Here is a 26,480-nt window from a genome sequence, read left to right as displayed (position 1 = left end):
GCTTGACTTACTTATCCGCGTCAGCCGCCCGAGCTCGGTTCGCCACTGCACCTCATGAGTTGAGGAGATGGTCGGGCTGCATTCCAGTCTGAAGAGATCCGAGCTGGAGGACGCCCGGCATTCGCTGCCATGCCGGAGCTCGTGTCTCGTCGCCTCGCACTCGACTACGCGCCGCCACCGGGATCGGCCTGGACCCCTTCGGCGACGGCCAAGGGCCCTCGGTCGAGTGTTGCCATCTCACGCACATACATTCAGCTCGTCGCCTGGCACAGCCGGACCCTTCCTGACGTCGTCCGTCTGCGCGCCGCCACCCGCCGCCGAAGCGGCACCAACCTCATGCGACAGCACAGCCAGTGTCAGTCTGTTCGGCTCGGTCGGCTTCTCCCAGGGCCGCCGCAGGTCGGTGGCCAGAGCGCGGGCGAGCCGGCAGCGGATGGGTGGCCACGCTACGGCACGGCCACGTCCAGGCCCATGCCGTGTGCGTGCCAAAGACCAAGGCACCATTGGTGGTACGCGGCCAGTCGAGCGCGCGGAGCAGCGACTCTGACGCGGTCTGTCCCGAGGGAACCAAGTCGGTTGGCGGTGGATACGTCTCCCACAGTTGGGCCCGGAACGACTACAGCGAATCAATGGATCACGTGATCACGAACACACGCAGGCGAGGCGGCACCGGCTGGTTCGCCAAGCAATTCGCCGGCCAGATCGAAGCCCGCGCCCTCTGCATTCAACCCAGTGCGGCCCCGGCGTCTCACGAAGACGCCGGGGCCGCACTGGGTTAGCGCCTCAGCCTCAGCCTTTGTACGCGACGGGGGACACGGCGGCTGTTCCCGCCGCGCGCTTGGCAGATCCGGGGCCCTATGCGCCCCCGAACTCGACCACAACGGACACAAGCACCGCCGGGCCATGGACGACGCCACCTTGTGGGACATGGCCCGTAGGATCCCGATGGCTCTCGCCCGGTCAACCCGGCTGGCCTGGTCCGTCGACCGGCGCTGACGATCACGATCCTCCTGTGCCAGTTGATTTCCGGCCTTGGCACCGCCGTCATCCTCACCGCGATCTCCAAGGCTCTGCCCCACCTCGCCACCTTGGGCGCCCGAACAGGGTTCCGGGAGGCGTGGCCGCCGCTGACCGTCGCGGTCGTCGCGATGGCGACCGGCGCCGGCATGTGGATCCTCGCGGACTGGCCAACCCGCCGCCTGAACCCGAAGATCGCCTCCGCCGCCGACCACACCCTGGTCGGCCTCCATATGAAAGCCGAACTGCCGGCCTACGACACCGAAGGGTTCACCGACCGAAGCCAGGCCGCGGAGATCGGCGCCCTGCGCGCGGTCGACCTCGCGGGGCAGCCGACAGTACACCGGCCGGGGACGTCAGCGTGGGTGGCCCTACTGCTTCCTTTTTGCCTTCTGGGCGGCCGCCCGCCGTGCCGCGCGGTTTCCGCTCAGGTCCGGGGCGTTGCGGTCGTTGGGATGACTTGTCCTTGCGGATGGGCTTGAAGCCGACCAATTCACTCATCCTTTCGGTCTCTGTCTGATGAACCCGTTCTGGCGGGCGGCCGGGGCGGGATCAACGGGGGGTTTCTGGCGGCCACGTAGGGGCGGACGGGGCTCCGCTGGGCGTCGGCGGACAGCAGCAGTAGCCACCCCTCGCACGCCCGGCAGGCGTACAGGGGGACGTCGAGGGCCCGGTGGCCGGGGCCGCCGCTGCTGGTCGTCAGTTCACCAACTGCTACGACGGCGAGACAGCCGCGTCGGCACATGAAGCAGGGGCCCAGCGTGGGGATGGAGGGCGCTGCGTCGGTCCGGAGCCGGATGTTCACGGCCCCTCACTGCGTGGCTCGGCGGTGAGGCCGATGGCAACCGCGAGGACGACCAGGAGCACGACCAGGACGACGACGTACAGCACTTGCTGGGTCCTCTCGCTCACCGCACCCCCTCGTTCCGGCAGTCGCAGGGGCACGGCTGGGGCTCTGCCAGGGTGATGCCGGTGACCAGGGCGCGGGCGATGCTCCGGCCGAGGCAGCGGTGCGGGGAGCTGAGCTCGAAGACGCGCGGACATGCATGGCCCGCACAGCGCGAGGGCGCCCACCGTCGGGGGAGGTCGTCCTCTGTGACGGGCGGGCCTTTCCACAGCAGAGTGAGGCCGTGCGCGTCGCAGAGCACACCCTCGTCGTCCTCCGGCCGGAAGTCGTGGCCGCCGCTGGGACACTGCGTCATAACTGCCCCTGATGGCAGTCGCAGGCGCAGTGCAGGGTCTCGATGGGCGGCTGTGTGGTCGTCTGCCAGTCGAGCCGTGTCTCTCCGGGCCCGGGGCACTCGGCGTGCTCTTCGAGGCGGCATGCCGGCGTCGTGTAGGTGCGAGGCGTCTTGGCGGCGATCACGAGGCGGGGCTTTCGAGGAATGCCCGGCCGACCCGGAGAAGTTCGGCCACTGCGTCGGGGTCGCACAGTTTCCCCGCCTGCTTCAGGGGGACGGCCCAGTACGGGGTGACGGGCGTCGGCTCCGTGCGGTCCGGCCGGGGAATCCCGAGCCAGGCACCCGGGCCGCGGACCACAGCCTCCGCCGACCGCCACGTCTCGCACGTCCCCGGTGGTACAAGCGCGTAGTACCAGTGACGCGGATGGCAGATCACCGGGCCCTCAAGGGTCTTGGCCAGGACACCGGCCACGACATCCTCGGCGCCGCTCCCGGCCGCCGCGTGGACCAAGGCGAGCGGCATTCGGACGGCGTCGTAGGAGCCGCCGGTGCGCAGCATGGCCGGTCGGCCGTCTCGCCACGCCTCGTGGGCGACAGCGGGGGCTCGGCTGGAAGACGTCAGCCACCGGCTGATTGAGCTCTCGGTTTGTACTTTGGCGTGCACGCCTGCCCCTGTCGTCGTCGGATTCTCTTGGGACGACGGTTGGAGCGGGTGATTGAGAGCAGGCGCACAAACTGTGCGCCCTCGTTCAGGCAGCCAACAAGCCGAGTTTCAGGGCGAGTTCGGAGGCGCGACGTCGGCGATCCGGACTCTTCGACTCTGTCTCTTCAAGCACGATGGCCTTTGCGTAGCCGTTGTACTTGATCGTTTCCGGAGCCGCTTCGTGCGCGCGAGCCAGCGTGTCCAGGGCCACGTCCGGCTGTCCGTCCAGCTGATAGCCACGCGCCTCCTCAATCCGATGGCGCGCGTGGCGCGGCCTGGAGGGGATCGTGGTGGCGTCGGAGGCTGTGGCCTGCCGCACTGATTCTCCGCCGGCGTGCAGTTCCACGGCTACGGTTACGGCGTGCGCCCCGATGATGGCCTGCGAGAACGACGTGACCGGGTGGTAGTAGCCGGCTGGAAGGCGCTTCGCCATGGCGCGTGCCTTGTCCCAGTGGCGCCATGCCGTTCCGGTTACACGACGTCGTGCGGCCGTATACCCCGCTTCGAAGGTCAACGCCCCTGTGATGGCAAGCACATCGTCCGGCGCGTCTGTGAGCAGGGGAGTGAGAAAACGCAGTGCCTCTGCGGTGACGGCATCAGCCGCGTCGTAGTGACTTGGGCCGGAGTCCCTGTGGGCCTGTGCGGTGAGCCACGCAGCGACGCCGATGGTGTGGGGGTCTTCGGATTCCTGTGCGGCGATCATGCCGCGCTCGGCGATGCGCCACAGCAGGGGTGCGTCTGGCTGGTAGGCCACGAAGAACTGGCTCAGGCTGTAGACCTCCGAGAGCGCGGCCTGCGCGATCCGGCGCTCGGCCGCGCGGTCTGCCTGGCGGACAGCGAGCTGAGCGTCCCGGATCAGATCCGGCAGCAACGTCCCGATGGCTTCCCGGTGGTTCGGGGCTGAGTGCCGTGCTTTCCAGGCGCGAGCCAGGCGGGCCTGAATATGGGCGGTCGGGGGCGCTTCGCGCACCGTCGTGAGTGGGAAGGTGTTGATGGCGTCTTTCACGGCGCGGAGCCGTGGATGGCCAGGGCCGGTGAAGAGGGCGACGGGCACAGACTGGTCTCCAGCGAGTTCGGAGAGGTCGCGGATCCGCAGTACCTCGGCTAGGCGCAGGACCGTCTCCAGTTTGGGTGTCTGGAGCCGTCCTTCCTCGATTGCCCTGACCCAGGAAGCGGTCTTCCCATCGACCAGCCCGCCGAGTTGGGAGCGCGTCATCCCTCTGCGGGTGCGGAGGATCTTCAGCCTTTGCCCGAAGGCGATTGGAGTGGCGTACGGGTCCGGGGTTGCATCGGAAGGCATGGCTTTGCCTCTCTCTGAACAGCTCGACACTGTCAGGGTATGGGGCAAGGCCGATCTCATGTGAGCCAGAGCGCATGAATACGCCCCCTGCCCAGCCCGACCAGCGGCGTCTCATCGGGTGGCCGGTGCGGCGCTGGGTAGGTATCAGCGATCCGTCGATCAGGACGACGCTGCCACACGCCCGGGCGAGTGCCACTTCCTGGTGGGTGACATCACGGACGCAGTGGAGGAGACCTACCGGGCCATTGCGGCAGCCCGGCTTACCCAGTCGGGAAGGGTCCGTGGTCAACTCGGCCAGCTTTACCCGTACACGGTGGGCCATAGCGCCTCGCGCACGGTCCGCGAGGCGCGGGATAGTGTCCGCGATCTTCTGTCGAGCTGAGGGGCGGACGCATGACGACGCTGGCTGTGACTGGGCACATGGATCTTGCCGAGGAGAGTGTTCCGCTCGTACGGGCTGCTTTGCGCAAGGTGCTGGAGCCGTACCGTGATGACCTTGTCGGGGTGTCGTGCATTGCCGCTGAATCGGACAGTCTCTTCGCGGAGGAGGTGGTGGCCCTCGGCGGGCGCCTCGTCGTGCTGATTCCCTCCGTGGACTACCGGGAGAAGAAGGTGAAGGGGGGTCACGCGCCGGTCTTCGATCACTTGGTGGAGGCCGCCGTTGAGGTGGTGACGCTGCCGAACGAGACGGCGAACAGGGCGGCGTACGAGAAGGCGAACGCACTCCTCTTGGAGCGTGGCGATCGGCTGGTTGCGGTGTGGGACGGAACGCCTCCCTCCGGGAAGGGCGGTGGCACGGCCGACACGGTGCTGCTGGCTCGTGAGGCGGGGCTGCCGGTAGATGTCGTATGGCCGGAGGGGGCTGCGCGGCGGGTCTGATCAGGGCGGGTGGGTGATCTGCTCAGGCGGTGTGTGACTCGTAAGATGCCCGGTTCAGGGTGACGAAGCCTTCGACATCGAGGGGATCGGCACCGCCGATCTTCTTCACGAGGTCGTTGGTGCCGGCGAAGATGCCGTTGCGGTAGTCGACCGCGACGGCGAGCAGGTGCTGGATCATGTGGGGCGATGTGCCGCGCTTCTCCAGGATGGTGGCGAATTCGTCGAGGCCGATGGGGACATAGGCGACCTGACGGCCGAGGGCCTGCGACATCTTCTCGGCGATCTCGTAGTGGTTGAGTTCCACAGGCCCGTAGAGGCGGTAGATCTTGCCGGCGTGCGGGGCGGGATCCTCCAGGATTGCCGCGATCACTCTTGCCTGGTCGCTTGCAGCGATCGGAGCATGACGTCCTTCGGCGAAGGGAAACCGCAACTCGCCACTCCCGTCCCACATGTTGATCAGCCACTGGGCGAAGAAGGTCGGACGGATGTGGGTGACGGCCACCGGGAAGCGGTCCAGCACACGCTCGGCGACCCAGTGCTGGCGTGCTGCGTTGCTGGCGGAATCACGGCGGGCGGAAACTTGCGACATGTTCACGATCGCCTGTACCCCGTTCTCCTCCGCCGCCAGGGCCACGTTCGCCGTGGCGTCCATCAGGCCGGGACGGATCGGGTACGTGAAGTACAGGGCGTCGATCCCCTTCGTCGCCTCCGCCAGGGAGTTGAGGTCGAGGACGTCGCCTTCTACGATCCGGGCTCCGAGGCCGGCGAGCCTCTCAGCACGTTCGTCGATCCGGCGGACGAGCGCGCGAACGTGGTGGCCACGCTGAAGCAGCAGTTCGGCGGTGGGACCACCGGTCTGGCCGGTCGCCCCGATCACCAGAAGATCGCGTGCCATGATGATTTTCCCGTTTCTGGTGAAGTGTCGGTGTGGGGGAGTGAGGCCGTTGACTGGGCGCCGTGCTCAGGGAGAGGTCGTCCGATGTCCGTCAGGCAGGCGGAAGAGTTCGAAGAACAGCCGGGCGGTGTCCGACTGGCCTTTCACGACGAGTCGCCCTGAGGTCATCGCGTCATCGATGGCGACCTGCCCCTTCGCGAGGGCGTAGAGCGCTTCCTTGTCGAAGATCAGGAACAGATTGGGCGTCACCGGCGCCGGGCCGGTCTCCACTCGTACCCGCTCGCCGTTGCCCCGCAGCCACAGCGTCTCCTCGCCGTCGCCCGCTGCCGCCACAAGCGATTGGCCAAACTCACCACATAGGACACGGTTTACAGGTCCGAGCCCCGTGGATCGAGGTAGGGGTAAGCCCAGTCCAAGACGCATGTCCTGTCGGATGCGTCACCTGGTCACCGGCCCCATCAAGCTACGAGGCGCGCCAGGTCGCTGCGGTGTGACGCCCGGGCCCGTAAATCTGGGCCAGTGCCTCGTCGGCTTTTTCCGGGCTGCCGGCACGCAGGAGCGCCCGGAAGCCCTCCCAGTCGGGAACGCGGCCGTCCTGTCCCCACTGATCGTTCGGGATGGTGTAGACGTGCACCCACGGCCCGTGCGCAGGCACCGGACCAGAACCGAACACCGATCGCACGGCTTCGGCGGTTCTCATCAGCATGGCACGGGTATCTTCGGGCGTGGAGAGAAGTTTCTGAGGAGCAATTACGTCGAGTTGAACTCGCGAGTTGGGATCGGCGCCGACGACATTGGCCGGTGCATACCAGTTCTCGGGCTCAAACTCGTAGAACTGTACCCAAGAAGGCTCCTTGTGGGTCTGGTTGTTGACCAGGTCCTCGACGTCAGCCACGGCCTGAATGAGTTTTTCGCCGAGCGCCTCCTTCTGTGCGGCACTCAGATAGCCCTTCATCGCGTGCACGCGTACGAAAACCATTTATGTGCGTCCTTCCCGGTCGTCGGTCGACGGCCAACCCTGAGCGGGAAAAGGCGGCCGATCTCAGCAGCCACGCTGACCTGCGGCGATCCATCACCTGATCGGGCGAGGCGCGAGGCATCTTCATGTAGGACACGGTCTTACTCCTACAGAAAGGGGATGGCCGCTCTGGGGAAGCACGGAGCATATGGGAATCGCTGATCGCGCAGGGAAGGGAGCCGAACCCCGATTAATCCTTAGCGCGACGACCTTGGATGTTGGGTCGTCATCGGCCGGCACCGGATCACAGGAATCCACGCGCAGTCGGCGTTTGCAGTTCAGAGAACACGTCAACACGCTGCTGATGCAGCAAGTCCTCGCCGACCCGAAGTGGGCGGACAAGCTCACCGACGCCGATCGGCGCGCCCTGTCCCCGCTGTTCTGAACCCTTGTGAATCCGTACGGCCGGTTCGAGCTGGACATGGAGAGCCGTCGCGATCTGGATCTGACGACTGCGGCGGTGCCCGGTCCGCGCTCCCCGCGGAGGCGGGTCGTTGGGCGGCCTATTGCTCCAGTGTGACTTCGCGATCCTGTAGGGATCCTGGTCGGGAACGGATACAACCACCGCGTGATCATCGGGAGTTATATGGACTCCTGAAGATTGTGCGGTGGCTGTATCCGTTCCCGACCAGTCCAGTAACCCGATCACAGGACGAGCATGAGCTTGCCGCCGGGCCGACGGGACTGGCTGAGCTTGGCCGCCTCCTGGATCTCGTCGAGCGTGTAGGTGCGGGCGACCGATACGACGAGAACGCCTTCGCCGGCCAGCCGGGCGAACTCGCCTATCAGGTCGTAGCGCATCTCGATCTGGGTGGTCCGGGTGCCCAGCTCGGCCGCGGCGGCGAAGTCAGAGATAGTGAGGACGCGGTCGGGGTTCCCGGTCAGCTCGATCAGGGACGGCAGCGCGCCGCCGGCCGGGCTGGCCTGCTCGGCGCGGTCGATCCGGCCGCCGGTCGGGGTCGTGTCCAGGGCGCGGTCGACTCGGCCTCCGGCCAGTGCGGCGACGCGTTCGGCCATGCCGTCGCCGTAGCCAGTCACCCGGGCGCCGATCTCTCCCAGGGCCCCGGCCCGCGTCGGCCCCGCGGTGGCGATCACCCGGACACCCCGGTGCAGCGCGAAGCGCACCGCCGCCTCACCCACCGTGGAGCCCGCGCCATGGACGAGCAGCAGCTCACCCGGCTGGACGCCGAGGTCGTCGAGCGCGTGCCATGCCGTCTCGGCAGCCATCGGCAGCGCGGCGGCCTGCTCGGCGGTGACGCCCTCAGGGATGTGCGCCCAGGCCGCCATCAGCGCATACTCGGCGGCCCCGGCTGTCGGGCCGTCAAAGGCCGCCGGGCCGAACACACGGTCGCCGATCTCGACGCCGATGACGCCCTCACCGAGCGCGTCGACGGTGCCCGCGATCTCGACGCCGAGCCCGCGCGGCAGCGGCGGCAGCCGGTCGGCGAGCAGGCCGTCGACCACCGCCCAGTCGCCCGGCGTCAGGCCGCACGCCCGCACCGCGATCCGGATCCGGCCGGGTCCCGGCTCCGGCTTCGGGACCTCGCGGAGCACGATCACGTCCGGGGATCCGAACCGGTCGAACTGAAGAGCCTTCATGACGATCTCCCATGTGATGACAGCATCTGTTGTCATCGATCGTATCGTGTCATGGCGACAGCCTCTGCTGTCATATCCTGGTGGGCATGCCGCGATGGGAGTCAGACGCACAGGGCCGGCTCCAGCGCGCGGCGCTTGAGCTGTTCGAGACGCAGGGGTTCGAGCGCACCTCGGTCGCACAGATCGCACGCACCGCCGGCCTGACCGAGCGCTCCTTCTACCGCTATTTCCCCGACAAGCGGGAAGTCCTCTTCGCCGGCGACGAGCTTCAGGCCCATCTCGTCGCCCAGGTCGAAGCGGCCGACCCAGGTCTCACGCCGATCGAGGCGCTGCTGACCGCGATCGGGACCGCCGACGAGATCTTTCGCCCACGCGAGTTCCTGCTGCGCCGCGTCAGGGTGATCGCCGCCAGCCCGGCGCTGGCCGAGCGCGATCTGATCAAGCTCGCCGACATCGCCGACGCGCTGGCACGGACGCTGGAGCGCCGCGGCGTCGAGCCCGGCAAAGCACGCTTCATCATCGACGTGGCGATAGCGGTCTCCCGGCGCGCCACGTCCCGCTGGCTGGCCGAGCCGGACGCGACCCTCTCCGAGCTCGTCGCCCAGACCGCCACCGAACTGCGTGAGGCGGTCGCGCCGCCGACCTCGACGGTCGGCTGAGTCTGTCGCACGGGCGCGCGTTCGGCTCGCCCTGGCTCTTGCCGCGGTCCATGCAGCCCAGCCGAAAGCAGTGCGCGAAGTGCGACTCGACGACATGGACCCGGGCAATCGCCGCCTGGTCCTGGCCGGCCACGCTCGCCCGCTCGACGACCTGACCCGCGCGATGATCCTCGCCCGGCTCGACTACCGGCGCCAACGGTGGCCCAACACGGCCAACCCACACTTGATCGTCAGCAAGCACACCGCCATGGACACCCGCCCGGTCAGCGGTGTGTGGATCACCGAAGCTCTCCGCGGCCAGACCGCGACGCTGGAGCGGCCGCGCATGGACCGCCAGCTGGAGGAAGCCCTCACCCACGGCCCCGACCCGCTCCACCTCGCGCGAGGTCTTCGACTACGGGGGACACAGGCACCGCCTGCCCGCCAGGGATCCCGACACGGTCCTTTCCTGCGAGACCCGGCTTCGTCCAAGGCGAGAAGACGGCCCACCATCGTCCGGCGTGTCAGGGCCCGTTCCCGGAACGGGAAAGCGAGTGACGAAGCCCGTGTTGCAGCGGACGACGGCGGGCGGGGCTTGTCCGAGACCGAAGTCACCGACGGCGGAGACGGCTTGACGTCATACCGCCAGCACACCCCGCCCTCGATCCGAGTGACACAGGAATGTGCATCCTCACGTCAGCCGGGACATGCATGTGCAAACGGCCCCTGGGCGGACCGCGACAGCGAATCGGTCACCCCGTGACAGCCGGCAAACCCTGGCCGGACCAACAGAACCCCAGCTCAACACGGAATCACCACAACCGGCAACAATGCCGACCACCCCGCTGACACCACCCCACACACTCACAGGTGCACAGCGACGGCGATCTTGCCGCGTGGGCGTCCGCGGCCCTTGCCGGCAGAGCCACCTTCCAACAGTGTGTGCGCCTGTGCGATGTCGGCCAGCGGTAGCACAGCGCCGATCACCGGCCGGAGTTTGCCCTGGTCGACCAGCCGGCCGAGGGCCGCGAGCTTCGCCCGGCCGGGGCTGACGAAGAGGAAGTGGTAGGTCGCGTTCACGCCCCACGCGGCGAGCAGGTTCTGAGGTTCGGGGATGTCCACGATGGACACCACGCGGCCTCGGTCGGCGAGGACCTCCGGGCTGCGGGCGAGGGTGTCCCCACCCACCGTGTCCAGCACGACGTCCACCCCACCCAGCGCGCGGATCTGCGGCACGTAGTCACCGGCCGAAAAGTCGATCGCGATGTCGGCTCCCAGTCCGGTGACGAACTCGTGATCCCTTGCCCGCGCGGTGGTTACCACCTCGGCTCCCAGCGCGCTGGCGACCTGGACGGCGACCGAGCCGACCCCGCCCGCTCCGCCGTGCACCAAGACCCGTTCCCCGACTCGCGCCCCGGCGCGTTCGACCAGTGCCTCCCACGCTGTCACGCCCACGAGCGCGAGAGCCGCGGCCTCGACGTGCGACAACCGTGCGGGCTTGCGGGCGACCAGGGCCTGGTCGACCACGTGGAACTCGGCGTAGGTCCCCCGCCCGGCGAACACCGGCGCCAGGTACCAGACCTCGTCGCCCGGCTGGAAGTCGCCTGCCCCAGGGCCGGTCTCGACCACCACGCCGGACACGTCGTTGCCGATCACCGCGGGCAGCGCTACCTGGTCGCGGTAGTCGCCGCGCCGGGTCTGCAGGTCGAGAGGGTTCACGGACGTGGCCAGCACGCGCACCAGCACCTGGCCGGGTCCGGGAGTGGGTCTTGGCAGCTCTCGGGTGGCGAACGCGGTGTCCGGGTCACCGAAGCGGACGAGTTCCACCACACGCATCGAAGTCGACATGCAACGATCTTAGATCGGAATATCGCGAATTATCAATATGTATGTGCGTTACGATCATCGCATGTTCTCGGAGGCGGAGTTGCTGGCTGTGTTCCGGGCCCTGTCCAACCCGGCCCGCCGTCAGATGCTGGTGTGGCTCAAGGAGCCGATGAGTTTCCCCGGCCAGGAGCCCGACGATGTCGAAATCGGGGTCTGCGTGACCGACATCCAGCAGCGTACAGGTCTGGGGCAGTCAACCACCTCGCAGTACCTCGCGATGCTGCGGCAAGCCGGGCTGGTCGTCGCCACCCGACGGGGCAAGTGGACCTACTACCGCCGCGACGAGGCGAACATCGCCCGCCTCCTGGAGACCCTGCGCGACGTGTTCTAGATCCAATGCCGTTCAATCAGGGCGTGGGTTGGGCCTCAAGGGTCGGCCGGAGTGGTGATGTTTCCAGCGAGGCGAAGAGCTCTCCGTGACAGCGTTGTCGTAGCAGGAGCCGACCCGGCCGGTTGACGGCCGTATGTCGGCCTCCTGTTAGCTTCGTGGCGCGCTCATAGGTGTGCCTTTTGCAGTCCGGGCGCGTGGCCGGGGCCGGCTTCCTCCAGCGCGCCGTCGACGCCCTTGGCGACCTCCGTTTACCCGAAGGGGTAGAGCCAGATGCGCGGGTCGAAACCGGTTTCATTCCTGTGACGGGGCGGCGTTCCGTCCCACGGCTTTGGCCCACGCCCCCACGCCCCCACGCCCCCACGCCCCCACGCCCCCACGCCCCCAAGGCTGTGGGCCAAGCCGTTACGGAGTCCGGCCGCCACCGCGGCCGGCCCGTTCCTTCTTCCCTTCTTCGGTAGCTCAGTGCTTGACGCCGCTGATCTCATTGGGCGCCGTGGGCAAGGTGACGGAGGCGAGTTCCTTGCCCGTCTCGATGTCGATGGCGTGGATCTTCTTGGTCGCGGGGTCGGTGACGTACGCGGTGTGTTCACGGACGAAGAGGGCGGGGCGCGGCTGCTGCCACTCCAGGGGCTCCTGCCAGGCCCCGGTGACCGGGATCGTCCTGGTGACCTTGCCGGCCTCGGGGTCGATCACGTGGATCTTGCCGTCGGTGCCAAGGACGAGTCCTTCGCCATGCGGGCCTCGGGCCAGGGAGCGGAACGTGTAGCTGGTGTTGATGTCGACCAGTTTCATCTTCGCGGTCGTGGTGTTGATCAGCGAGACCTGCTGGGGACGCTCAAGCTCGGCGTCCTTGTCCTGCTTGAAGTCACCGAGGACGATCGGGGACTGGTCGGACCCGGCCTGGTTGCCGATCCGGCCGTAGGCCGTGGGGCTCCGCACCTTGGTGATGGCGCCGTTCTTGTAGATGAGGACCCCGTCCTCGCAGCCGACGACGACCACTTCGTCCTTGGCGGTGGCCTCTCCGTGGACGCCCGCGCATTCCTCGTTGCGGGTGACTTCCTTGCGGTCCTTGTCGAGGACGACGATGCCGGTGCGCTTCTCCTCGGTGCCCAGTGTGCTGACCAGCCGGCCGTTCTTCAGCTCGATGGCGACACCGTGATGGGGAGCCGCGGAGGTGTATGTGGTGGTGGCGGGCTTGCCCTTGGCGAGGTCGTGGGGGTCGAAGATGGTGACCTGTCCGGTGCCGTCGGTGAACAGGACGGTCTTGTCCGCGTGCCGTACGACGTGGCCGGGCTTGGGCCCCTTGAACTCGATGTCGGTGAGCCGCTGGTCGACGGCGTCCATGACACGGAAGCCCTCCGGGGTGGAGAGCATGACGTGGCGGTCGTCACCGACGGGATTGACGCGGTTGAAGCCGGCCAGGGGTATGTCCTTGGCAACCTTGAGGCTCTGGCCGTCCAGGACGTAGAGGCCGCCCTCGTAGGTGGTGACGAGCGGGTCGGCGACCGGCTGCGCCGAGGTGCCGGACTTGTTCTGGTCCTGCTTGGCCGCCGGCCGGCCGGCGGTGTCGGTGCCGCAGGCGGTCAGGACTAGGGAGGTGGCGATCAGGAGGGTGATGCCTGCCGCGGCGCGGGGGCGTGGGGTGGTGGTCATGAGGGTTTCCTTTCGGTGCCTGCCGTCGGGCGGGCGGTGGTGGGCGCGCCGAGGCCGTCGGCTATGGCCGTGGTGTTGGCGCGCATCATTTCCAGGTAGGTGGCGGCGCCTCTGCCCTGTTCCGTCAGGGATTCGGAGAACAGGGGCAGAACGCGCACGTCCACGTCGCTTTCGCGTTTGAGGACCTGGGCGAGACGGTCGGGCTGGGAGGAGTCGGCGAAGATCGCCGTCACCCCCGCCGTTTCGATCGCCGTGGCCAGGGACTTGAGGTCTGAAGCGCTGGGTGAGGCGAGGGTGGTCCCGCTGGGGATGACGGCTCCGATGACGTGGAATCCGAAGCGCTGCGCGAGGTAGCCGAAGACATGGTGGTTGGTCACCAGGTTGCGCTTGTTCTCCGGTATCGCGGCGAAGCGGCCGCTCATCCAGGCAGTGAGGTCGGCGAGTTGGCGGTCGTACCGGGCGGCGTTGGCGCGGACGGCGGAGACGTCGACACCATCGACATGCCCGGTCAACTGTTCGGCGATGAGCCGGACCGCGGTGCGTACGCGTGTGGGATCGGTCCAGAAGTGCGGATCGGGCCGGCCGGCCATGTCGTCCGACGCGTATGTGAGAGGGCCGACGCCGTCACCGACGGCGAGCGCCGCTACGCCCGCCTCCCGCGCGGCTTCGACGTGGCGCAGGACGTTCTCCTCCAGTCCGAGCCCGTTGTAGACGATCAGGTCGGCTTGTTCGACCCTCGCTGCCTGCGGAGCGGAGATACCGAAGGAGTGAGGGTCGGCGCCGGCCTTCATCAGGACGGTGACCTCGGCCTGGTCACCGACGATCTCCCGGGTGATGTCACCGAGGATGTTGGTGGTGACCACGACGCTGGGACGCTCCGCGTCGGTGGCGGTGGTGCAGGCCACGAGGCCGAGGAGCACCGCGCCGACCAGAGCGAGGACGGTGACCGAAGTGGTGAAGTGCCGCTGGACTTCAGCGCGGTGTGTCATCGTCCGGTCTCCACCATGTACGTCGGGGTGAAATCGAGGGGGAAGGTACGGGCCTTGCGCAGCCGGTCGTTGAAGTCGATCTCGTGCACCTCGCGTCCGGCCGGGTCGTTGACGTAGGCACGACTGGTGTCGACCTCGATGACCGGCGCCGGGCCGTCGGCGATCGGTGGCAGCAGCGGGGTGTGGGCCGTCCGCTCGCCGGTGGCCGGGTCGTAGGCGCTCAGGCTTCCGTCGGTGCCGAGGACGAGCAGCGGAGTGCCTTCTCCGGCCGTGTTCACGGCGGCGACCGGGCCGGTCTCGATTCGCTTCCAGGTCCGCTTGGTCACGTCGAGGATCCAGGCCGCCTCCGGCCCGGCCTCAGCTGTGAGGGTGGTGCTCCCGGCCCGGTGGCGGAACTCGCCGGCCCGCTCGGCCGGTGCCACCGCCGCACCGTAGGGGATCTTCCGCGCGCTGAACGTGCCGCCGCTCTCGCCGACCAGCAGGGCGCCGTCGGCACAGCCCATGACCACGCCGCGGCGGGTGAGCGCCGTACCGCGCGGTTCGGGACAGGTCCCGTCCGGCGAGGAGACCAGGCCACCGGCCCGGTCGCGAATCTCGACCCGGTCGCGTGCGGCGCCGCGACCGGGTACGACGAGATGCTCCTTGTACGGCACTACGGGGGCAGTGGCGCCGGGCAGCGCCCGGCCCGCACCGGGGTGTGCCTGCTCCAGCGCCTTGCGGTCGAACAGGCGCACCGAGCCGTCTCCGAAGGACAGGGCGGTGATCGTGGAGTCGGAGTGGGCGCGGACCGGTCCGGGACCCCCGATCTCACCGGCCGGGCGGATCGGCGCACGGTAGTAGTGCACATGGTCGCCGTGGTCCACCGTCCAGGCACCGCTGTCGACGATCTCGGCTCCGGTGCCGGTAGTCAGGTACGCGAAGCGGCCGTCGGTGGTGATGCCCTTCACGGGCCCGACCCGCCGCAGGGGCGTGACAGCCTCGGTGATCAGGTCCAGCACGCGTACCGCGCCGGTCGCGGCGTCGGCCAGGACCAGACGGGACTGCTGCTCGGCGGCCTCCTGCGCGCCTTCGACATAACCGTGCGATACCGGCTCCTTCGTCTCCTCCCCAACTGGCTCCGGCTTCTTGCCGCCGGAGCATCCTGAGGCGAGCAGGCAGACGGCGAGGGTCACCGCGGTGGAGGTCTTCCTGAGGTCGATCACGAGGGCACCTTGTCCGTGCGCGGCCCTGGCCGCGCTATGAGGGTGAGTACGAGCCGGGACAGCCGCGGGCGGCCGTTGACATATGCGGCGGCGAGGTGGGAGAGCAGGAACTGCAGGACCGCGATGGCGGAGATGGTCGCTCCGGCCGCGGTCCCCGCGTGCCAGGACACCAGCAGCCCCAGGAACACCGCGGCGGAGCCGAGGACCGCCGCACCGATCATGATCACGGGGATCCGGCGTGCCCATGGCAGCACCGTCGCCGGCGGCGCGATGAGCAGACCGAAGACAAGCAGGGTGCCGACGATGTGGAATGAGGCGACAATCGCGAGGGTCAGCAGACCCAGCAGGGCGGTGTGCGCCGCCTTCGGCCGCAGGCCCAGCGTATGCGCCTTGCGCTCGTCGAACGCCAGGGCGACAAAGGGCCGGTAGCCCAGTACCGAGACCACCAGCGCAAGGGCGAGAGCGGCCCCGAGCAGGAGGAGGTCGCCCTGGCGAACGGCGAGCACATCGCCGAACAGGAACCCGGTCAGGTCCACCGCGAAGGACTGCGAACGGGAGACGATGATCACTCCCAGCGACAGCATCCCGACGAACAGCAGCCCGATGCTGGTGTCCTGGGACAGCCGGGGCGATCTGCCGACCATCGTGACGCCCGTGGCCATGACGACCGCGCTCACCGCCGCCCCGGCCAGCAGATCGCCCCCCAGCAGGGAGGCGAGGGCGATGCCGGGCAGCATCCCGTGTGACATCGCGTCACCGAGAAACGCCATCCCCCGCAGAACCACCCACGTACCGGCAAGAGCGCAGATCAGCGACACGAGTACGCCGCCCCACAGAGCCCGCTGCACAAAGGCCACCTCGAAGGGGCCCACCAACCATTCCATGAAGCGGGACCATATAATGAAAATGATTATCAATACAAAGGAGGTTCGTCATGACAGCTCCGGAGCATGCGCCGCGGGTCTCGCTCATCGGTGTGTCGGCGGGGTATGCGCGCACCGCCGTTTTCTCCCAACTCGACCTCGACATACCGCCCTTGACGGTTACCGCGGTGATGGGACCGAACGGGTCGGGCAAGTCGACCCTGCTGGGACTCCTGGCCGGCGTGATTCCGCCGACATCCGGGACGCTGGTCCACCGCACGAGCGCGCGGCCGGCGTTCATCATGCAGCGCAGTGCCGTGGCCGACGCCCTGCCCCTGACCGTGCGAGAGACCGTGGCCATGGGACGCTGGGGCCGACTCGGTCCCTTCCGGCGCCCCTCCTCGGAGGACCGCAGGGCGGTGGAGTCGAGCATGGAGCGGCTGGACGTCGCCGACCTGGCAGAACGGCAGCTCAGTGAGCTGTCGGGGGGACAGCGCCAACGCGTCCTGGTCGCCCAGGGCCTGGCACAGGGCGCCGACCTCCTGCTGCTCGACGAGCCGGCCAGCGCGCTCGACAGCTCGGCCCGCGAGGCGATCACGCGGGTCCTCGACGAGGTGGCGGCCGAGGGGGGCACGGTTGTTCAGGCCACACACGACATCACCGCGGCCCGCCGGGCCGGACACTGCCTGCTGCTCGACGGCGGCCGAATCGTGGCAGCGGGCCCTCCTCCCGAGGTGCTGGGAGGGACGGAGCGGGAGCGCCTGGCACAGCCCTTCGCCCGGCGGTGAAGGCACACGTGGCCTCTACGGTTCAGGGGCGGGCGCGGTGCGTGCGCTCGTCGGTGGCGAGTGCTCGTGACAAGGCAGGCCCCCCGGGCAGATCAGGCGCAAGAGGTCACACACCATATCTACCGACGGCGATTCCACGCCTCCGGACGGATTACAACTGCCTCCCGCGACGGCCGAACAGGGCGGAGCGCCGCCCTGTTCGGCCGTCGCCGAGGGGATTGAGCGTGTTCCGGCTCCGGGCCCACACGGCCAGGACGCTCGAAGGAACGCCCGACCGGGCCGTCCTCACGCGTCCGTGGCCAGGCGGATCACGGCCGCCGGGCAGCGGGCTGCCGCGTCGAGTACCACCTCTCGCCGCTCGGCCGGAGGGCTGTCGTCGAGTACGACGACCAGGCCGTCGTCGTCCTGGTCGAACACGTCAGGGGCGGCGAGCACGCAGACCCCCGCCGCCACACACTTCCCGATGTCGGTGTGAACACGCATCAGAGCACCTCGTCCCAGGTGACCGGGAGCGCGGCGGGCCCGGTCACCACGGTGTCGGTCTTGAACTCGATCTGCTCGAACGGAACGGCCAGACGCAGGCTGGGGATCCGGCGCAGCAGTGTTTCGAGCACCGTCCTCAGTTCGAGTCGGGCCAGTTGCTGGCCGGCGCACTGGTGCGGACCATGGCCGAATCCGATGTGCCTGCCGGCGTCGCGGGTCACGTCGAGCCGGTCGGCCCCCGGGAACTGCTCCGGGTCGTGATTGGCGGACTGGATGGCGGCGATGACGAAATCGCCCGCCAGAACGGGCTGCCCGCCGATCTCGGTGTCGCGAGTGACCTCCCGCATGATGCCCACCCCGACGCCGAGGAACCGCACCAGTTCCTCCACCGCGCCCGGCACCAGCCCGGGGTCGTCTCGCAGGGCCGTGAGCTGGTCGGGGTGGTGCAGGAGTGCCAGCACACCGTAACTGATCATGCTGGCCGTGGTGTCGAAGCCCGCGACGAGCAGACCCGCCGCCGTCGCGACCAACTCGGTGTCGGTGAACGGCTGGTCGCTGCGGTCGCCCCGTTCGATCAGATTGCTGAGGATGTCACCACCGGGCTCGTCCCGCCGCCGGCGCACGAGGATGTGCAGGTAGTCGAAGAGCGCCTCGAACGCGGCGGCTTTGTCCTCCGGGTCGGCGGTCGCGGTGAACAGCGCGGCCCCCGCCTTCTGGAACAGCCGGTGGTCGGTAGCGGGAACTCCCAGCAGTTCAGCGATGACGGTGGAGGTGAGCGGTACGGCGAACTGCTGGTAGAGGTCCACCGGCGGGGCCGACTCACCGATTGCGTCCAGCCGTTCGTCCACGATCCGCTGCACTGTGGGGCGCAGCCGTTCGATGCGCCTGATCATGGAGAGTTCGGGCCCCAGGATCCGGCGGAACCGCAGATGCTCGGCCCCGTCCATCCTGGAGAACGCCCCCTCCGTCACAGGCGCGTCGGGCGGCATGTCGGCCAGGACGTGGCCCGCCTGTCCTGAACGGTTGCTGAAGCGCTCCGGGTCGCCGAGTACATCGCGTACGTCGGCGTAGCGAGTGACCAGCCACGCCTCGATGCCCGTGGGGCCCACGACTCTGGCCACCGGGAGGTCGGTCCTGAATCCGGCGACCTCGGGCGCCGGACGGAAGGGGCATTCCTGTTCGCGCGGAAGCGGTAACGGAAGCGGAGCCTTGGCACCGGAGAGTGCGCTATGAGGGGAAACAGCCATGGAATTCCCTTCAGTTGAGGGCATTGATGCACGACATGCAAAATGTCTGCGCCAGACAAATTAGCACTCGTGACTGTGCTCCGCCCCCGCAAGACCGAAGGCGGCCCGATCAGTTGCAGCGGAGTCCGGCCGGGGGTACGTTGCGGCGACGCGTCATCCACAGGAAGGTCTGGGCTGTTCGTGAGGACGTATGTCCCGGAGACGGCGGGACTGCGGGAACGGAAGAAGCTGCTCACGCGCCGGGCGCTGATGGAAGCGGCGACCGAACTGTACGAGCGGAAGGGCTTTCACGCCACGTCCCTGGAGGACATCGCCGCGGTGGTGAACGTCTCGCCCCGGACCCTTACCCGCTACTTCGGCTCCAAGGAAGGCGTGATCCTGGGGTACGAGGACGACGACCATGCCGCCCTGCTGCGTGAACTCGCCGCGCGTCCGGCCGCGGAATCCCCGCTGGAGGCACTGCGGGCCGCCACCCTCGCCGTGATCGACGGCAGTTCGGGGGAGGACGGCGAACGCTACCTGCGCGTCCAGCGGTTGATCCTGGCCAACCCTCCTCTGCTGGCCAGGAGCCTGGAACGGACCGCGGAGCAGTGCCACGGGCTGACGGGTCTGCTTGCCGAACGCATGGGAGTGGACGCCGACACCACCATGTACCCGCGGCTGGTCGTCGGCGTGGTCGGGGCGGCGGTACAGACCGCGAAAGAGCGCTGGCTGCGCCTCCCGGGCGAGCCGACGGAGCGGTTGCCGGATCTGGTCCGGGAAGCCCTCGACCTACTGGAGCCCTGAGGCTTGTCCGGCGGGCCGGCGCAGATCCGCGTGGCAGAGGCAGCGTCTCCGGAATGCTCCACCGGGCGGCCCTTTCAGGGCAGGGGCCGGGACGGAGTCACCTCTTGCGTGTGGACGACGACGTCGAACCAGCTCGCGAGCGACCCGCCCGACATGTGGTGGGCCCCGTCATCCCGGGGGTCGTAGAACGGGCCGATCAACCGCGTGCGCGTCGGGGCGTCCAGGATGCGGCGGATCGGCTCGGGTCGTGATGCGCCCAGATCCAGGACGTATCCCGCCCTGTTCCCGGCGGCCGCACGCAGCAGGCTGTCGACGAAGTCCGGGCGTGGAGCGGGCAGGGGCCGGCCGATCGAACCATGCGCCATGGTCAGGCCAACGGACCGGTAGTCCGGTCCCAGTCGTTCACGCAGGTACCCGCCCATGTTCTGGTGCGACTCCAAGGGCTCGGACGGTGACACGGTACGAGGGGCGCCGACGGCGGTGTGCGCCATACCGCCCCAGTAGACGAGCCTGTCGCCGGTGAGCCGCTGCCACCGGCTCACACCGTCGGCGAGCGTACGTTCCAGTTCGGCCAGACCGCCGAGCCGTGTGGTGTGCCGCACCGGTTCAGCAGGGAATCGCGCGAAACGTACCGGGTCGCCTGGGTGACGCTTGTTGTGGGACCGCATCCAGTGGACGAGATCGAGGATCTCGGCGGTCTGCCAGAATGACCGTGCTTTTCCCAGCAGTGCACGGGGGTCTCCATCGCCGGTGGCGACATGGGCGTCCAGACCGAGGCGACCAGGGTCGTCGCCCTCCAGGGCAAGGGTGCGGAACCCCTCTTCCTCCACCAGCAGCCGCACGATGCGATGCGCCACGTCCGACAATTCGCGTGTCTGCCGGGCAGCTGCTCCAAGCGCCACGATCTTGGCGTCCCGCACCAGCGGGGCGAGCGGCCGCAGATCGTCCAGTGCCTCGTCAGGCTTCCTGTTCACGAGCACGTGGGAGTTCTTCCTGATCCATTCGGTCACTGTCTCCAATGGCCTGCCCTTCATCCCCGGGCTCCGCTTCGTGCGGACCACTCCGGGAGATCGTCTGACTTCGAGCTTGGTTGAGGTCAAGCGCCTGTGACGTCGAGTTGGCGCTCCCCACTGGAGAGCGGACTGTCCCGTTCCTTGGAACTGCTGACGGAGTGACTTCCAGAGCCTTTTTTTGGGGGGTGCGGAGGAGATACGCGCGCGAAACGGGCCGCACGGTCACGGCCCCGAAGTCCTGGCCCAGATCCGCCAGTAGGTTCTGGTCCCGGTTTCCCGGTGGTGGGACGCCTCGTTGGACTGTCCGCGTGAATGCCCGGGAGGACGACGACGAGGGGCGGGTGTGCGGCAGGAGTGGTCGCCTGAGGAGTTGCTGGCGAGCAGGACGCGCCGGGTGATTTCGAGGCCACCAACACCGTGCACTACGCCGCGATCCGCCGGCCGCTGAACCCCAGGACGTTACGAGGTCGTACGGCGCTGGGGTGTCCTGGGCCCTGTGGACGTTGTGAAGAACGCCGACTTCATGACCGGCTTCACCGACGAGTTCTCCTCGGTGGCCGCCTAGGAGCGCATCGACCGGGACGTTCTCCGGCGCCGGTTGTTGCTCGCGCTGTTCGCGCTGGCTACGGACATGGGCATCCGCGCGATCGTGGCGACCGGCGAGCACGGCGAGAGCGAGGCCGCGCTGCGGCACATCCGTCGGCCGCGATACCGTCCTCGGTGTCGGCTTCGCGTTCACCGAGCTGCTCAACTTCCGCCTGCTGCCACGCTTGAAGAACATCGGCAGCATCCGCCTGCACCGCCCGGACGACACCCCCGCCGGTTGGTCGGCGCACGATCTTCGCGTGCGACTACCTCGCCAGCCCAGGCCCGCGCCGCGAGATCCACGGCGAGTTCCAGGTCGTGGAGAACTGGAACAGCGCGAACACCGTGCTCCACTACGGCAAGGACGGCGCCCTGACCGGCCCGGACAAGGAGCACGCCGAGACGTCGATGCTCGCCCCGCACCTGCTCCAGTCCGCGCTCGTGCACGTGAACACCCTGCTCGTGCGGCAGGTCCTGGCCGAACCGGCCCGGGCGAAGAAGCTGAGCGACGAGGACCGGCGCGGGCTGACTGCCCTGTTCTGGTCGAACGTCAATCCGTACGGCATCTTCCGCCTCGACATGGACAAGCGCCTCGACCTGGGGCTGCCCACCACTGTGCCGGCCCCTCAATGGGAGTGACTGTCTGTCAGAGAGACGTGGGGTGAGGGTGCCGTGCGTGACGGCTCGGGGTTGACCCGACCAGCGACGGTCACCGCGCAGGAGGACTACACGCATGCTGTTCGGTTTCGTTCTCCGATCCCGTCGAGTCGTTCGGGACGGGGACCGGGGAGGCGGACGGGTGCCAGGTGAGGATCCAGCCGGCGGTAACCGCCGCCGCCCCGCCTGCCAGGGCGATTGCGCCGCCTGTTCCGATGCCTGCGGCCACCGCGCCGAAGCAGGCCGGCCCGACGCCCTGCAGCGTCATGTTGCCGGAGCCGAGCAGACCGAAGGCCTGGCCCTGGCCATCCTGCGGTAGGGCGTCGAGGAACGGCCGTTGCAGGCCGAGACCGGAGGCGAATCCGAAGCCGCAGAGAAGCAGCAGACAGGACGAGACGCCCACTCCGGGCTCGGCGGCGAAGCCGACCAGCGGCAGTCCCATCAGCGCAATCAACGGAACTACCAGTCGCTCCCGGGTGAGTGGCCGCAGCAGTCGGCCCACCAGCAGGTCGCCGACCAGCATGCCGACCGGCAGACAGCCCATCAGCACCGCGTACCAGCCGGGCGCGAAGTGGCGTTCTCCCGCGTAGGCGACGATCAGGCCTTCCGCGCCCGCTACGAATGCGACGGGCAGCCACTGGGCCAGCATCAGTCGTCGCACCGTGTGTTTGCGCATCAGCAGGCCGGCACCGTGCAGGCTTGTCCGGACGGTGCCGCCATCGCCCCGAGCGCTGCCGGGTGTGTCGCCGAACTCTCCCGGCTGCAGCCGGGGTAGCCCGATGCGGACAGCGAGCCCGCAGCCGAGGTAGAGGGCGGCGCTGACCGCGAGCGCCCGGCGTGGGCCGAGTGCCGCGACGGCCGCACCTCCCAGCGCCAGGCCGAACAATTGCGCGCCGGAGGCAGCGATGTTGTTCAGTGACCGGCCCAGTACATAGGCGTCGCCCTCCAGCGACTGCGCGACCAGCCGACTCGACGCGCCGTGAAACACCGGTGTCGCGAGGGCGACCAGCGCCACGACACCGAGGCTTGCCGCGATCGGCATCCGCACCAGGGGGGCAGCAGGGCGGCGGCGCACGTCAACGCGTAGCCGCCGGTGATGAGCGCGCGGGGCGGCAGTCGGTCGGCCAGTGAGCCCAGCAACAGCGAACCGAACAACTGCGGGATGAAACCGATGCCGAAGGCCACTGCGCTCAGCAGCGGGGAGCCGGTGGCCGAGAAGACCAGAACCGTGAACGTGGTGATCCGCAGCGCGTCCGCGGTGATCGCGACGGTGCGGGTTGAGAAGAGCAGCCGGAATCGCGGCTCGGCCAGCACCTCCCGGTAGGTGGCACGGTGGTTGCCCTGCGCGGGCTCGGCGGTTGGAGTCATGACGCGCAGCCTCGCCGTGCGCCCTCGCCACTCACCAATGATTCGTCGCTGGACGAATCGGAACAGACGTCCTTCGGTAGCATGGCAGAGTGCTGCGCTTCGAAGTCTCCGTCGAGGACCTGCTGCGCAGCCGGTTCGCGCTGTCGCCCGCGCTGGACCTCTGTTTGCTGCTGCGCTCGCTCATCGGCCAGGGCCAGCCGCTGCCGCGAGCTTGGGCCGCCCGGCTCCTGCCGGCCTTTGAACGGCTGCGCCGCGAGACCGAACTGGACGCCGCCCTCGCGCTGCAGGCCCCGCACGGCGGACCGAACTTCGTCGCCCCGCCCCCGCGCGGTCTCAACCAGACCTGGGCGGACGACCTGGCCATGATCAGGGCCACGCCGCTGGAAGCGGCCCGCCGCGAATTCGCCACCACCGCGACCGGCCAGTCCGCCCGCGATCCCCGCGTACGCGCGGTGCTGGACTCGCCGGACGCCGTCTCCAGGATCGCCGAGGCGATGGACCAGGCATGGCACGAGCTGCTCGCCGCGGACTGGCCGCAACTGCGCGCGATCTGTGAGCGCGATGTCGTGCACCGGGTGGGTGTGATCGGCGAACACGGATGGGCCACGACCATCGAGGGCCTGCACCCGGGCATCGTCTGGCACGCAGGCGGTATCGAGATCGACTTCTTCCGAGGCGGAACAGTCCGCCTCTCCGGCGACGGCCTCCTGCTGATCCCCTCGGTCTTTGTCGGGCATATCGCAGCCCATCTGGAAGACCCCTGGCCCAGGACCTTGGTCTATCGTGCCCGCGGCACCGCCGCCCTGCGGGGCGAACAGGAAACCGTCCCCCAACCGGACACGCTGACCGCTCTGGTCGGCCGGGCCCGAGCCCGGCTGCTGTTGGCGCTGGACGCCCCGGCCAGTACCAGCCACCTCGCCCGAAGCCTCGCCATGGCACCCGGCGCGGTAGGAGACCACCTCGCCATCCTGCGCGGCGCGGGGCTGCTCGTCCGCGCCCGGTCCGGACGGTCGGTGCTCTACCGGCGCACCCCGCTCGGCGAGGCGCTGGTCGCCGGTTCGGGCTGAGGGCTCGGATCAGCACAGCAGCTCTACGATCAGCAGCTCGTCCGACTCCCTGGCGTCCAACGCCTGACTTCCACCGGGTCATGAAGAACGTCGTCCGGGACAGACCGCTGGCCGAACAGCCGGCTGTCGTGGTGCACGGCACCATCCACTACACGGACTTCATCCACCTCGCGCCGGTCTACTTCGGTATCGCCATGACCGGCACCGGCCCGCTGCTCGCGCATCCGTACCTCTGCGCCAAGGCGTTGGCGAGGCCGAAGGACTGACGGGCCGCCCCTGCGAGCGTTCCACCACCGATCCACCAGACAGGCAGCTGTATGTGGTTGGCCTTCTGGGCCCCGGCCCGATCGTCGGCGAGAGCGGGCGGGTGGCGTCGTACATTGCTGGGTACAGCCATTCGTTGAGGGCTGTGATCCGCACAGTTGCCTCGTAGCGGACCGGCAGCGTGCGAGGATGCTGTTGTGCTGGATGAGATCGATGCGGTGGACTGGGGATCCATACCGGGTCATCCCGACTGGTATGAACCGGATCGTGTCGCCCGTGGTCTGCGTGCCCTGTTTGAGGCGGCGAATCTGGTTCAGGCGGCGGAGGCCGGATCGCTGCTTGGTGGCGGTGGAGTTGTTCATGGTCACAGCGCCGCAGTGTTCCCAGCCGCTGTGGTTGCGGCTCCGCTGCTCCTCGACATCGCCCGGCAGCGACACCCGGCGGCCAGGGAAACCGCGTTGGGTCTGCTCGATGAGGCTCTGTCGTTCTATCCGCATGCCGGGTATACGCGGGCAGAGGCTCCTGACGGCACCGCGGTGCCCATCTGCTGTGCCATCGCCCACCACCTGCGAGCTCACACCGATGTCCTTGCCGCGATGGGCAAGAGGGGCAAGTTGTTGCTGGCCGAAGCGGCCGCACACTGGCGTTTCGAGATCCGCGAGTGCGTCGCAGACAGCAGTGGCACCGCAGCCTTCGGCCTCTTGGCCGGCGCTATCCCTGATGGCGTGCACGCGGCGGAAATGCATCTCGCCGGCGCCATCACCATGGTGAGCGAACTCGCCCTCGAATACCCGCCTACAGAGGGTTCCCGTGAGGCATGCCTACAGGTGATCGCCCGGCATCCGGGCGAACTGCCGACAGGTGCCATGCTGCTTCCGGCGGAGTGCGGGGACCGCGTGCACTGAATGGCTCCAGTGCTTCAAGAACCTTCTGGTGCAGGACATAGGCGCGTTCGATGCCCCTCTCGATCGCCTTGGCGAGCGTCAGCATGTAGCCGCTGGCTGCCGGACACACCGTCTGGGCTGTGGTCCATGCTCGCGACCAACTCGCCCGGCGCGCCCCGCGTCTGGTGCTCATCTCGGAGCTGCCACAGCCGGGGGTGTGGCTGTCACGGAGAGGCGGCGCGGGGACGAGGTGTTCTGGTGTCCAGTGCGATGGCGGTTCAGGGTGCGGGTTTTGAGGACAAGCCGCCGGTCCAGGGGCCCGCCAGGTGTTCGTGGCTGAGTTGAATGCCTGTGATGGCTTGCATGACGAGGAGCGCGCCGACGGCTTCCCGGTGGAGCTCCGGCACAGATTCCTCTGCGGTGGCGTAGCCGTCTGGAAAGCCGACGAGACGCAGCGACTCTGCGGGGTGTCGGCTGTATGGGCCCCAACGCCTTTTGGTGCGTGGTTCGATAACGCACAGTTGGGAAGCGTTCTCACAGAACTGCACGAGAACCTTGTTGGGGACGGAGTAGGCCGTGCACGCCGGATGGCCGGGGGCAGCGAGCGAGGAAAGTACGTCGGAGTGTGTTCCGATCCATCCTGCGGTCGCTTCGCTTTCGACGATCGTGCCCCAGGAGTCGTCCACGGGAGTGGCGGCGAGCAGCACGGGTGGACCGTTCCGAGGGTCTCGTCCGGCGAAAGCGGTGGCGAGGTCTGAGGGCAGTGGCTCGATCTCCTGAGCTCCCATGATGTGCTGCGCGGATTGCGGTGATCGTGGAGCAAGAGTGATAGACCATCCCTCTCCCCAGAGCTGCCGCACGTCAACGGGTTTGCTGCTCATCAGTGACTCCACATGGACGCAGGTGGTGTGGGGTGGGGAGCGCGGGCGCCCCACCCCACGATGACCTTACGGAAGGGTCTCGACCCAGAACGCTTCGTTGGTCACGTTTGGTCGGGCAGGGCGGCGTCTCAGGCGAGGACACGGTCCGTGTTGTAGTAGGCGACGAGCGTGCCGTCGGCTGAGCTGTTGTCGGCCTGTGGAACAGCCCGCACTGAGAAGTCCCAGTCTTTGCCGGCAGCGCCTTCAAGCGTCGATACGAAGGGGTACTCGTCGCACTGAAGTTTCCCCGAGATCTTGGACAC

Annotated in this window: 25 protein-coding genes and 2 pseudogenes; 10 read left to right on the top strand and 17 right to left on the bottom strand. The window is 68.4% G+C overall.

Features of this window, described 5'->3' with window-relative positions; translation table 11 throughout:
• Positions 1-1,019 precede the first annotated feature (1,019 nt).
• Positions 1,020-1,499, top strand: a complete 480-nt coding sequence (locus tag M1203_RS23390) for a hypothetical protein (protein ID WP_249951749.1) — start codon at positions 1,020-1,022, stop codon at positions 1,497-1,499.
• Positions 1,500-2,379: 880 nt separating this feature from the next.
• Here M1203_RS23390 and M1203_RS23385 read toward each other — a convergent pair.
• Positions 2,380-2,757, bottom strand: coding sequence for a hypothetical protein (locus M1203_RS23385; protein WP_249951748.1), 378 nt, complete (start codon positions 2,755-2,757; stop codon positions 2,380-2,382).
• 190 nt (positions 2,758-2,947) lie between these two features.
• Positions 2,948-4,201, bottom strand: a complete 1,254-nt coding sequence (locus tag M1203_RS23380; protein WP_249951747.1) for a helix-turn-helix domain-containing protein — start codon at positions 4,199-4,201, stop codon at positions 2,948-2,950.
• Positions 4,202-4,594: 393 nt separating this feature from the next.
• Between M1203_RS23380 and M1203_RS23375 the strand changes: the two genes are divergently transcribed.
• Positions 4,595-5,080 (top strand): hypothetical protein, encoded by a 486-nt coding sequence (locus M1203_RS23375; protein ID WP_249951746.1) that lies wholly within the window; start codon positions 4,595-4,597, stop codon positions 5,078-5,080.
• 22 nt (positions 5,081-5,102) lie between these two features.
• Here the strand turns inward: M1203_RS23375 and M1203_RS23370 are convergent, their stop codons facing one another.
• From M1203_RS23370 to M1203_RS23355, 4 genes are all read right to left on the bottom strand, one after another.
• Positions 5,103-5,975 carry an NmrA family NAD(P)-binding protein gene (locus M1203_RS23370; RefSeq protein ID WP_249951745.1) on the bottom strand — a complete coding sequence of 291 codons (873 nt, stop codon included), beginning with the start codon at positions 5,973-5,975 and terminating at the stop codon, positions 5,103-5,105.
• A gap of 66 nt (positions 5,976-6,041) precedes the next feature.
• Positions 6,042-6,308, bottom strand: a complete 267-nt coding sequence (locus M1203_RS23365; RefSeq protein ID WP_249951744.1) for an SCP2 sterol-binding domain-containing protein — start codon at positions 6,306-6,308, stop codon at positions 6,042-6,044.
• Between the two features lie 130 nt (positions 6,309-6,438).
• Positions 6,439-6,954 carry a hypothetical protein gene (locus M1203_RS23360; RefSeq protein WP_249951743.1) on the bottom strand — a complete coding sequence of 172 codons (516 nt, stop codon included), beginning with the start codon at positions 6,952-6,954 and terminating at the stop codon, positions 6,439-6,441.
• Positions 6,955-7,638: 684 nt separating this feature from the next.
• A complete protein-coding gene (locus M1203_RS23355; RefSeq protein ID WP_249952002.1) occupies positions 7,639-8,592 on the bottom strand; it encodes an NADP-dependent oxidoreductase in 954 nt (317 codons plus the stop codon).
• An 86-nt stretch (positions 8,593-8,678) separates the two neighbouring features.
• On the opposite strand from M1203_RS23355, the gene M1203_RS23350 reads away from it, so the two are divergent.
• Positions 8,679-9,251 (top strand): TetR/AcrR family transcriptional regulator, encoded by a 573-nt coding sequence (locus M1203_RS23350; RefSeq protein WP_249951742.1) that lies wholly within the window; start codon positions 8,679-8,681, stop codon positions 9,249-9,251.
• Between the two features lie 843 nt (positions 9,252-10,094).
• Here the strand turns inward: M1203_RS23350 and M1203_RS23345 are convergent.
• Positions 10,095-11,078 (bottom strand): zinc-binding dehydrogenase, encoded by a 984-nt coding sequence (locus M1203_RS23345; protein ID WP_249951741.1) that lies wholly within the window; start codon positions 11,076-11,078, stop codon positions 10,095-10,097.
• A gap of 61 nt (positions 11,079-11,139) precedes the next feature.
• On the opposite strand from M1203_RS23345, the gene M1203_RS23340 reads away from it, so the two are divergent.
• Positions 11,140-11,448, top strand: a complete 309-nt coding sequence (locus tag M1203_RS23340) for a helix-turn-helix transcriptional regulator (RefSeq protein ID WP_249951740.1) — start codon at positions 11,140-11,142, stop codon at positions 11,446-11,448.
• A gap of 459 nt (positions 11,449-11,907) precedes the next feature.
• Here M1203_RS23340 and aztD read toward each other — a convergent pair whose 3' ends face one another.
• Genes aztD through aztB form a run of 4 tightly spaced genes read right to left on the bottom strand, consistent with a single transcriptional unit; the run spans position 11,908 to position 16,176 of the window.
• Positions 11,908-13,101, bottom strand: a complete 1,194-nt coding sequence (gene aztD / locus M1203_RS23335) for a zinc metallochaperone AztD (RefSeq protein WP_249951739.1) — start codon at positions 13,099-13,101, stop codon at positions 11,908-11,910.
• On the bottom strand, positions 13,098-14,090 hold the full coding sequence (gene aztC, locus M1203_RS23330; RefSeq protein ID WP_249951738.1) for a zinc ABC transporter substrate-binding protein AztC: 993 nt from the start codon (positions 14,088-14,090) through the stop codon (positions 13,098-13,100). The genes aztD and aztC overlap by 4 nt, the downstream gene beginning before the upstream one ends.
• Positions 14,087-15,292 (bottom strand): hypothetical protein, encoded by a 1,206-nt coding sequence (locus M1203_RS23325; protein WP_249951737.1) that lies wholly within the window; start codon positions 15,290-15,292, stop codon positions 14,087-14,089. Before M1203_RS23325 ends, aztC begins: the two co-directional genes overlap by 4 nt.
• On the bottom strand, positions 15,289-16,176 hold the full coding sequence (gene aztB / locus M1203_RS23320; protein ID WP_249951736.1) for a zinc ABC transporter permease AztB: 888 nt from the start codon (positions 16,174-16,176) through the stop codon (positions 15,289-15,291). Before aztB ends, M1203_RS23325 begins: the two co-directional genes overlap by 4 nt.
• Before the next feature lie 50 nt (positions 16,177-16,226).
• Between aztB and aztA the strand changes: the two genes are divergently transcribed.
• The gene (aztA, locus tag M1203_RS23315) at positions 16,227-16,943 is read left to right on the top strand and encodes a zinc ABC transporter ATP-binding protein AztA (RefSeq protein WP_249951735.1); all 717 of its coding nucleotides are present in this window, start codon (positions 16,227-16,229) and stop codon (positions 16,941-16,943) included.
• 285 nt (positions 16,944-17,228) lie between these two features.
• Here aztA and M1203_RS23310 read toward each other — a convergent pair whose 3' ends face one another.
• The gene (locus tag M1203_RS23310; protein WP_249951734.1) at positions 17,229-17,426 is read right to left on the bottom strand and encodes a ferredoxin; all 198 of its coding nucleotides are present in this window, start codon (positions 17,424-17,426) and stop codon (positions 17,229-17,231) included.
• Positions 17,426-18,547, bottom strand: coding sequence for a cytochrome P450 (locus M1203_RS23305; protein WP_249951733.1), 1,122 nt, complete (start codon positions 18,545-18,547; stop codon positions 17,426-17,428). The genes M1203_RS23310 and M1203_RS23305 overlap by 1 nt, the downstream gene beginning before the upstream one ends.
• 306 nt (positions 18,548-18,853) lie before the next feature.
• Here M1203_RS23305 and M1203_RS23300 point away from each other — a divergent pair, with 306 nt between their 5' ends.
• Positions 18,854-19,459 carry a TetR family transcriptional regulator gene (locus tag M1203_RS23300; RefSeq protein WP_249951732.1) on the top strand — a complete coding sequence of 202 codons (606 nt, stop codon included), beginning with the start codon at positions 18,854-18,856 and terminating at the stop codon, positions 19,457-19,459.
• Between the two features lie 74 nt (positions 19,460-19,533).
• Here the strand turns inward: M1203_RS23300 and M1203_RS23295 are convergent, their stop codons facing one another.
• Positions 19,534-20,433: an erythromycin esterase family protein gene (locus M1203_RS23295; protein ID WP_249951731.1), complete on the bottom strand. Its 900-nt coding sequence runs from the start codon at positions 20,431-20,433 to the stop codon at positions 19,534-19,536.
• Positions 20,434-21,309: 876 nt separating this feature from the next.
• Between M1203_RS23295 and M1203_RS23290 the strand changes: the two genes are divergently transcribed.
• Positions 21,310-21,696: a Tn3 family transposase gene (locus tag M1203_RS23290; RefSeq protein ID WP_308404901.1), complete on the top strand. Its 387-nt coding sequence runs from the start codon at positions 21,310-21,312 to the stop codon at positions 21,694-21,696.
• Positions 21,697-21,766: 70 nt separating this feature from the next.
• On the opposite strand, the pseudogene M1203_RS23285 reads toward M1203_RS23290, so the two are convergent.
• Positions 21,767-23,082: pseudogene (locus M1203_RS23285) on the bottom strand (MFS transporter).
• 89 nt (positions 23,083-23,171) lie between these two features.
• Between M1203_RS23285 and M1203_RS23275 the strand changes: the two are divergent.
• From M1203_RS23275 to M1203_RS23265, 3 genes and pseudogenes are all read left to right on the top strand, one after another.
• Positions 23,172-24,149: a winged helix-turn-helix domain-containing protein gene (locus M1203_RS23275; protein WP_249951728.1), complete on the top strand. Its 978-nt coding sequence runs from the start codon at positions 23,172-23,174 to the stop codon at positions 24,147-24,149.
• A gap of 3 nt (positions 24,150-24,152) precedes the next feature.
• Positions 24,153-24,259, top strand: a pseudogene (locus M1203_RS39240) (Lrp/AsnC family transcriptional regulator); the annotation flags it as partial.
• A 351-nt stretch (positions 24,260-24,610) separates the two neighbouring features.
• Positions 24,611-25,318, top strand: a complete 708-nt coding sequence (locus M1203_RS23265; RefSeq protein ID WP_249951726.1) for a hypothetical protein — start codon at positions 24,611-24,613, stop codon at positions 25,316-25,318.
• Positions 25,319-25,575: 257 nt separating this feature from the next.
• Here the strand turns inward: M1203_RS23265 and M1203_RS23260 are convergent, their stop codons facing one another.
• Positions 25,576-26,004 (bottom strand): hypothetical protein, encoded by a 429-nt coding sequence (locus M1203_RS23260; RefSeq protein WP_249951725.1) that lies wholly within the window; start codon positions 26,002-26,004, stop codon positions 25,576-25,578.
• A 302-nt stretch (positions 26,005-26,306) separates the two neighbouring features.
• The gene (locus M1203_RS23255) at positions 26,307-26,480 is read right to left on the bottom strand and encodes a NucA/NucB deoxyribonuclease domain-containing protein (RefSeq protein ID WP_249951724.1); all 174 of its coding nucleotides are present in this window, start codon (positions 26,478-26,480) and stop codon (positions 26,307-26,309) included.

It is taken from the genome of Streptomyces sp. 35G-GA-8, from assembly GCF_023534745.1.
GTDB lineage: Bacteria > Actinomycetota > Actinomycetes > Streptomycetales > Streptomycetaceae > Streptomyces.
The sequence above is the reverse complement of the archived record's forward strand: the minus strand, read 5'-3'. Positions and strand labels throughout refer to the sequence as shown.